The 7,934-nt window shown below is 55.1% G+C and carries 8 protein-coding genes; all 8 read right to left on the bottom strand.

Annotated features, from left to right (window positions below; all coding sequences use genetic code 11):
* Positions 1 to 198: 198 nt before the first annotated feature.
* Complete coding sequence (locus IBX50_RS14825) at positions 199 to 1,395, bottom strand: NAD(P)/FAD-dependent oxidoreductase (protein WP_292257071.1); 1,197 nt, start codon at positions 1,393 to 1,395, stop codon at positions 199 to 201.
* Between the two features lie 4 nt (positions 1,396 to 1,399).
* Entirely contained in the window at positions 1,400 to 3,148 is a 1,749-nt protein-coding gene (locus tag IBX50_RS14820) for a proton-conducting transporter membrane subunit (RefSeq protein ID WP_292257070.1), read from the bottom strand.
* The gene (locus IBX50_RS14815) at positions 3,145 to 4,644 is read right to left on the bottom strand and encodes a proton-conducting transporter membrane subunit (protein WP_292257069.1); all 1,500 of its coding nucleotides are present in this window, start codon (positions 4,642 to 4,644) and stop codon (positions 3,145 to 3,147) included. Before IBX50_RS14815 ends, IBX50_RS14820 begins: the two co-directional genes overlap by 4 nt.
* The gene (locus tag IBX50_RS14810) at positions 4,641 to 6,116 is read right to left on the bottom strand and encodes a proton-conducting transporter membrane subunit (RefSeq protein ID WP_292257068.1); all 1,476 of its coding nucleotides are present in this window, start codon (positions 6,114 to 6,116) and stop codon (positions 4,641 to 4,643) included. Before IBX50_RS14810 ends, IBX50_RS14815 begins: the two co-directional genes overlap by 4 nt.
* On the bottom strand, positions 6,116 to 6,460 hold the full coding sequence (locus tag IBX50_RS14805; protein ID WP_292257067.1) for an NADH-quinone oxidoreductase subunit K: 345 nt from the start codon (positions 6,458 to 6,460) through the stop codon (positions 6,116 to 6,118). The genes IBX50_RS14810 and IBX50_RS14805 overlap by 1 nt, the downstream gene beginning before the upstream one ends.
* Positions 6,457 to 7,404 (bottom strand): hydrogenase subunit MbhD domain-containing protein, encoded by a 948-nt coding sequence (locus IBX50_RS14800; RefSeq protein WP_292257066.1) that lies wholly within the window; start codon positions 7,402 to 7,404, stop codon positions 6,457 to 6,459. The genes IBX50_RS14805 and IBX50_RS14800 overlap by 4 nt, the downstream gene beginning before the upstream one ends.
* A complete protein-coding gene (locus IBX50_RS14795; protein ID WP_292257065.1) occupies positions 7,397 to 7,699 on the bottom strand; it encodes a monovalent cation/H(+) antiporter subunit G in 303 nt (100 codons plus the stop codon). Before IBX50_RS14795 ends, IBX50_RS14800 begins: the two co-directional genes overlap by 8 nt.
* The coding region (locus IBX50_RS14790) for a monovalent cation/H+ antiporter complex subunit F (protein WP_292257064.1) at positions 7,689 to 7,934 on the bottom strand (246 nt) is incomplete at its 5' end. The genes IBX50_RS14795 and IBX50_RS14790, both read right to left, overlap by 11 nt.

The raw sequence follows: 7,934 nt of genomic DNA, 5'->3' as shown, positions 1-7,934 counted from the left end.
TTTTTTTGTTAATTGCAAACTAATTGGAATCATTACTCTTGCAGTGATTCTTAAAAGTTATCATAAGTGAGGTTTTGATCTATTGTGGTGCGCTTGACGGGTATTGCTTTTTTATGGTGCGAAAAAAACCGCCACCCGAGGGTGGCGGTTTGATTCTAGTTTAGATGCCGTTTATGGAAAAATTTGCCAAAAAAACCATCAAAACCCCTGCCCGCAGGCATAACCTGATGCCCAAGCCCACTGGAAGTTGTAACCACCCAGTTGTCCTGTTACATCCAGTACTTCACCAATAAAACGCACCTGCTCCAAGCCTTGCACGGCAAAGTTTTGTGATGAAATCTGGCGGGTATCGACACCACCAAGGGTGACTTCGGCGGTGCGGTAACCTTCTGTGCCTGCTGGTTTGATTGGCCATTGGTGCAGGGTTGTGGCAAGGTTTTCGATTTGTTGGTTCGACAGGTCAGCTAGGCGTTCTGGCAGGCTTGTGCCTTGTTCTTGTAGCAGGGTTAACAGGGTGCTGGCCAGGCGTTTGGGCAGGTGCTCCTGTAACCAACCCGCCAGGCTGCTGCGAGGTTGTTGCTGGCGCAGGATTTTCAGCTGGTTGGCCGCATCCAGTGTGGGTAACCAGTTGATCAGCAAGTTGTCACCGGGTTGCCAGTAGCTGGAGATTTGTAACATGGCGGGGCCGGACAGTCCCCGATGGGTGAGCAGCAGGGGTTCACGAAAGGTTTTGCCATGGCAGCTTACTGCAACCTCCGCGCTTAAACCGGACAGGGGTGCCAGTGAGGTTTTTAATTCTGGGTGCAGGGTAAAAGGCACCAGTCCGGCACGGGTGGGTAACACCTCCAGCCCGAACTGGCGCGCCAGATCATAACCAAAACCTGTCGCCCCCATGGTTGGGATGGAAAGGCCACCCGTGGCAATGACCAGTGCACCGGCCTCGACCTTGCCCTGGCTGGTGTGCAGGCACACACCACCCGAGGTGGTCTCGATCTGTTGAATGGCCGTTTTCATACGTAAATCGACACCCGCCCATTCGGCTTCGGTCAGCAGCACTTGCAGGATATCTTTGCTGCTGGTGCTGCAGAACAACTGGCCTGGTGCTTTTTCCACATAATCCACACCATGACGATCGACCAGCTCCACAAAGTGTTGTGGGGTGTAGCGTTTTAGCGCAGAAATACAAAAGTGCGGATTGGCAGAAAGGTAGTTGGCCGGGGTGGTGTTGAGGTTGGTGAAGTTACAGCGCCCACCACCGGACATCAGGATTTTTTTACCCGGTTTATCGGTGTGATCCAGCAGTAATACCCGCTGACCGGCATAACCTGAGGTGGCAGCACACATCAAACCGGCGGCGCCGGCTCCCAGTACAACCACATCAGTGGTCAGAGACATACCATTAACCTGTTGATCCAAATAAGAATACACCGGCCAGCACTACCAGCAGGAAGGTGAAGATCAATGCGGCCTCACGGCGCAATAACACTTCCCGATCCGTGATCTGTTGCAACCAGCCGCCGAGTTTTTGCAAGCGCTGTAAGTGATTTAAAAGCGCCTGCTGTAAGGTAATGAAGCCTTGGCGGATGCTTGCCCAAGGGGCTTGAATGCGGCACAGCAGCCAGCAATAAATACCCAGTAAATCTCCGGCTGGGATGGCACGTTGTGACCAACCCGTGAAGTGGCGGGTGGTCAGCCACCAGAAAATCACACCCAGCAGGCAGGCAATTGGCAGGGGTAATGCCAGCTGCATAAAATTCTGCCAGTCCGGCCACAACAGATGCGCCTGATCCGGCAGTGGCAACCACCAGGGCACCAGTAATCCCAGCGGCAGCAGTAGCAACCAGCTGCTCAGCATCCAAGGGCTGAGGGGTTGTTTTTCACTTGTTTGTTGCAGCTGTTGTTGTAATAACCAGAGGTAACGCAACATCAGTAGCCCGGTACCTCCGGCAGCCAAGGTCAACCAGACGATCAGGTGGGTGTAGTGCAACTCATAAAGACCGGATTTGGCTTCCCACTTGGTCATTAGGCCGCTGCCGAGCACACCGGTCAGCGCCAGTGCCGGTAACAGCAGCAATAACCACAGTAGTGGACGAGGCAAAGGATTTTGCCGTTCAACAATGCCAATCGCCAGAAACAGGCAACCCTTGTTTAACCCGTGATGAGCCACAAACAGCAAGAGTGCCGGAACCAGTAAAGGCCAGAGATGATGATCAGCCAATCCGGCACCCAGTAGTGCGGTCATCATGCCCATCTGGCTGATGCTGGAATAGGCCAGTACACTTTTGGCGCGGTGTTGCATCACCCCAATCACCGCAGCACCCAAGGCGCCCAGCAGACCGGCAGCTGTCAGTAGCTGTCCGGCTTGTGGCAGACTGGCCACTCCCAGAGGCAGGGTTAACCACCAGCCCAGTAGCCCAGCTTTGATCATGGCACCGGACAGCACTGCACTGGCCGGGGTAGGAGCCACAGGGTGAGCCAGTGGTAACCATACGTGCAAAAAAGGCAGACCCGCCTTGACACCAAAACCCAGTAGCAAACAAGTCAGCAGCCAGCCGGGTTGTTCGGCACTGGCCAGCACTGACCCCAACTGAGACATCTGCGGAGCGGCGGCCTGAGACGCTGTGCCCAGCAAACCTGCAAGCATCAGACCTTCACCCAGCACAGCCAGAATGATGTAGACCCGTCCGGCGCTCAGGGCTTCATCACTGCGTGAGTGAATCACCAGACCGTATCCACAGAAGGTCATCAGTGCAAAACCCAGATAAAAGCTGGCCACATCCTCGGCCACAATCAGTAGCAGGTTACCACTCAGGGTCAGCAACCACAGCAGCGCAAAAGAACCGGATGCTTTCATGTAACCCCGGGCATAAACACCGGCCAGCAGCCACAACAGACTGGTCAGTAACAGAAATACCTGACGCACTTCATCCAGCCACCAGAGTGAACCCAGCAGTAACCAGTCCAGCTTAAGATGAGTGTTGGCAGGGTCACCGTCGGATAATAAGGCCAGCAACAAGCCGGGCAGGGGCGCTGTCAGCCACAGCAGGGAGTAAGGTTGTAATGAATACCCCGTCCAGCGTCCTAACCAGGTGATGAGGATCAGCAACAAGGGCCAGAGAGGTGTGAGCAGCAGTAAAGAGGCCATCATGGCAGGTACTCCCGCTGGATAATCAGCTCAACCCAGGCCAGTGGGCTGAAGGGTGAAGCAGCCAGCAGCCCGGCCAACAGGCTGAGTGCGGCAGTGACCAGTGGAGGAATGAGTAACCACAGGCTGGTATCCCAGCGCCCCAGCACTCGCTCATGTGGCCAGTCACCTCGCTGAGGTTTAAACCAGATGCGATAAACCACTGGCAGAAAATAGGCGGTATTCAACAGGCTGCTAAGAATTAATACCGGCAGTACCCAGTACATACCCGCATGGAGAGCACCCGTACCCAGATACCACTTGCTGATAAACCCCGCCATGGGCGGAATGCCGATCATGCCCAGCGCACCCAGCGTAAAGGCAATGCTGGTGCCGGGCATACGTTGACCGGCACCATCCAGCTGCTGAATTTTATGGATACCCAGGGTTTCGGCATAGTTACCGGCACAGAAGAACAAGGTCACTTTCATTAACCCTTGATGCAGCAGGTGTACCAGCCCACCCAGAGTAGCTGCCGGACCAAACAGGCTGATGCCCAGTGCGATGTAGGACACCTGGCTGACGGTGGAGAAAGCCAGACGTTTTTTGATGTCGTCCTGTTGCAGGGCTCTTAATGAACCGTAAATGATGGTAATGGCAGCAGCAATACCCAGTGGCAGTAACAAACCCAGTTGCCAGCTTAGGGTGATGCCATAAAGGTCATACACCACCCGCACCATACCAAAAGCCCCGGCTTTAACCACGGCTACAGCGTGCAACAGGGCGCTGACCGGTGCCGGTGCCACCATCGCCTGGGGTAACCAGCCATGAAAAGGCACCATAGCGGTTTTTACTGCCAGCCCAGCCATCAGCAGCAGAAAAATCCATTTCAGGTCACTGGCATGGCTAGTCACCAGTGCATCCAGCTGACCAGTGGCAGCAAAACTCAAATCACCCGCCAGTGAGTGCATCCACAACACCCCCGCCAGCAGCACCACACCTCCGCCCAGGGTGTAGATCAGATAAATACGCCCAGCACGCAAGGCCTTGTTGGTGCCCTTGTGCACCACCAGCGGATAGGTCGATAGGGTCAGCAATTCATAAAAAATCAGGAAGGTGAACAGGTTACCGGCAAAAGCGATGCCTAGAGTGGAGGCCACACAGAGGCTGAAAAAACCAAAAAAACGGCGGCGGTTGGGTGTGCCTTCCAGATAACCTATGGCATAAAGGGTGGTGAACAACCACAGCAGAGAAGACAAACCGGCAAACATCACGCCCAGTGCATCCGCCCGTAGCACAAAATCAATACCAGTCAGCAACTCAAAACGGGTTTCGTAGATTTCGCCTTGTGAAACACCCACCAGAATCAGTGCCACCAGCAGGATTTTTAATGCAGCCGCGCCCAGGTTGATACTGCTGCGTGCCCGACTGTTTTCTTCATCCAGCCAGAAGATCAGCGCAGCGGCACCCAGTGAGGTGAAGAGCACCATAACCGGTAACCAGAAATGCCAGTTCATCATCCGGCACCTCCCGGAAAGGCTGTGTTGATTAACCACTGCGGCCAGGCAGAAAGAATACCTAGTGACAGCGCCATCAGCGCCAGTGCCAGGGCGGATAGATCCAGTACCCAGGCGGGATGGCGAAAGCGATCCACGTCACCGGATTCGATATAACACTGCTGGTAAACCTTAAAAATGTAGATGGCACTGAGGGCGCTGCCGGATAGCAAAACCAGAACCCACCACCATTGCCCGCTGATGAAGGCACTTTGCAGCAGCAGCCACTTGGCCATGAATCCTCCGCTGGGTGGCAAGCCCATCAGGCTGACCCCGGCTAAACCAAAACCCAGTAATGAAAAGGGCAGGTAACGCCCGACACCGTGCAGCCCCGGTAAATCCGGGCGACCCATCGCCAGCACCAGATTACCGGCAGCCAGAAACATGGCGGCTTTGGCCAGTGCATGAGAGGTGAGTTGCAACCAGCCGCCTTGCCAGGCCAGGCGAGCGGCTTCTTCGGAGGTGCCCACCACCAGCGGAAACAGCAACAACAAATAACCCAGCTGTGCCACTGTGGAGTAGGCCACCAACATTTTTAACTCTTGTTGGCGGCAAGCCATCCAACCGCCCCAGAATACCGCTCCGGCACCCAGCACACCCAGCAGTTGTGCCGCAGAAGGTAACAGGCTGCCTTCGGCCAGTTCCAGCCACAGGCGTACCAGTATATAAAAAGAAGCCTTGGCAACCAGGCCGGATAACAGTGCACTGACCGGAGGCAGGGCATTGGCATGAGCCGGTGGTAACCAGCTGTGCAGCGGAAAAGCAGCCGTTTTTAATAATAAGCCCAGGGTCATTAGTGCCAGAGCAGCCAGTCCGGGTAAATCAGCTGTGAAGACTTCTGCCAGGCTGTTTAAATCGAGCTGACCATAATGGCTGTAAAGCAGTGCCACACCCAGCAGGTAAGCCAGTGAGCCAAGCAGTGCGGCATACAGATAACGTAATGCCGCCGCCAGAGCTTCAGCCTTGCCGGTTAAGGCCACCAGCCCCACGGCACTCAGCCCTAATAACTCCAGTCCGACATAAAGGTTAAACAGATCGTCAGACAGCCAGATGACGTTCAGGGATGTCCAGCAGAAGGCCAATAATGGCCAGAAATAGATTCCGGCGCGTGGATAATCCTTCAGGTAGGTTCCAGCATGCAGGGCACAGATACTGATGATCAAACTGGTCAGCAGTACCAGCAGCAAAGCCACACCATCCAGTCGCAGGGCGATTCCCAGAGGTACAGACCAGCCACCCATCTCATAATACAGATCACCTAGGTGCAACCATTGCACCAGTATCGCGGCAGTTACGAGCAGCAGTGCCACAATGGCTAGTGCGGCCAGCCAGCGATGCAGGCTGCCACCCATGGCCAGGCTCAGCAAAGCCCACAACATGGGTAAGATCACCAGCCAAGGCAGTAATACCGGCAGTTCCGTTATCCAGTTCAGCATTACCGACCTTCTCCATCAGTATGACTTGTGTTGGATACCGGCAGTGGGATGGAGTCTTCCGGCAGACTGTTCTGCCCGGTTAAGTGATACCAGCGGCGGATTAAAACCAGTGCCAGTGCAGTGGCGGAAACCGCCACCACTATGCCGGTTAATACCAGCGCCTGAGGTACGGCATCCACACCCTGCGCGGATTGTGACAACCCGGTGAGCACCAGAAAACAGCCACTGCCCAGCAGGTTAAAAGCCATCAGTCTGCGGATCAGGTGGCGGTGTAATATAAAACCCAGCAATCCGAGTATTACCAGTGAGCCACCGGACAGGGCGTACACCATAAAACTACTCATTTTTCCTTACTCCGCAGCAGGGCGTTCCGGTCAGGGGCGGGGCTGGCTTCAAACAATGAAAACAGCAGCATGGCCAGAGAAAAGGTCAGCGCTGTTTCAATCAGCAGGATAAACACACCACCCCAGCCTTCCGGCCAGGCCAGAAAAGCTCCACCACTCATCAGGCTGAAAGAACCCAGCAGCAGAAACAACGCCGGGCCACAGACCAGGCCGGTGCGCAGCAATAACAGGCTATCTTGTCCCGGTGGGCGCAGTCCGGACAGGCGCATCAAAACCAACAGAGCCGCCAGTACTGCAGCTGCCTGAAAAGCACCACCACTGCGGGTGCTGCCAATCCACAGCAGGTAGGCAGCCACCAGCAGCATCAAGGGCAGCAGCCAAACCAGCATGCCTTGCAACAAGGGGGATGAAACCTGGGTTTCGTGTGGTGCATCATCCAGATTAAAACGCAGTGCCAGTCCTACAATCACTGCCACCAGAATCACCGCAACTTCCAGCAGGGTGTCATAAGCACGGAAAGACAAAAGCACTGCCGTGACTGGATGATCCACTCCACTGATGTGCAGGTTGTCTGCCAGGTGTTGCGGCAGTTGTACCGGAGGTGAGGGCTCTTGCAGCAGTGCACCCAACAGCACCAGACCAAAAGCCACAACCAGCAGTAAAGCCATACCTTTAATCACTGGCAGTAGTGGGCGCAGCCGAGCAGAAATTGGATGCTGATTACCCTCCAGATGCCCCAGTGCATCCAGCAGCAAAATACCTGTCAATCCGGCACCGATAGCAGCTTCTGCCAGCGCCAGATCGGGTGCCTGCAGACGAACCCAGACCAGTGTCATCAACAGGCCAAAAGCAATAAAAACCACCACCGCCTGATACAAATCACGAGCCAGCAGTACACCCAGAGCGACACCGGGCAATGCCAGTGCCAGCAACCAATCAATCATGCTCTGCTCCGTTTTTATCCTTCAGCCAGCTGCAGGCCTGAATCACCAGATGACCCGCGAGGGCGCTGGCGGTGATGGCCAATAACCAGATCAGCACCAGTTTAAGAGCCGTTGGCCAGTTCTCCACGCCCGGCAGCAAACCCAGCACAATCAACCCCAGTCCGAGATTGTCCACCTTGGTGAGTGCATGAATACGAGTGGGGGTGTCAGGAAAGCGCAGCAAACCCAGCGTACCGATCAGGAAAAAAACAGCGCCACTCAGCAATAATATTGCCCGCAGCAGATCAATCAGCATCCTGATTCTCCTGCGATACATCAACAGCAGGATGGGCTCTGGCTACAAAAGCCACCGTTGCCATCACCGCCAGTAATGCCAGAACCAATGCCACATCACGCAGTGCCGGTTGTTGCATCAGTTCGGCCAGCAACAGCAGGATACCGGTGCCAGTAGTACCGAACAGCTGGGCAGCCAACATTCGATCAGCCATGCTGGGGCCGATCCAGATGCGCCATAATCCCAGCAGCAAGGC

The organism is Marinospirillum sp. (assembly GCF_014859565.1).
Note: the sequence above shows the minus strand (reverse complement) of the source record. Positions and strands in the feature narration are given on the sequence as shown.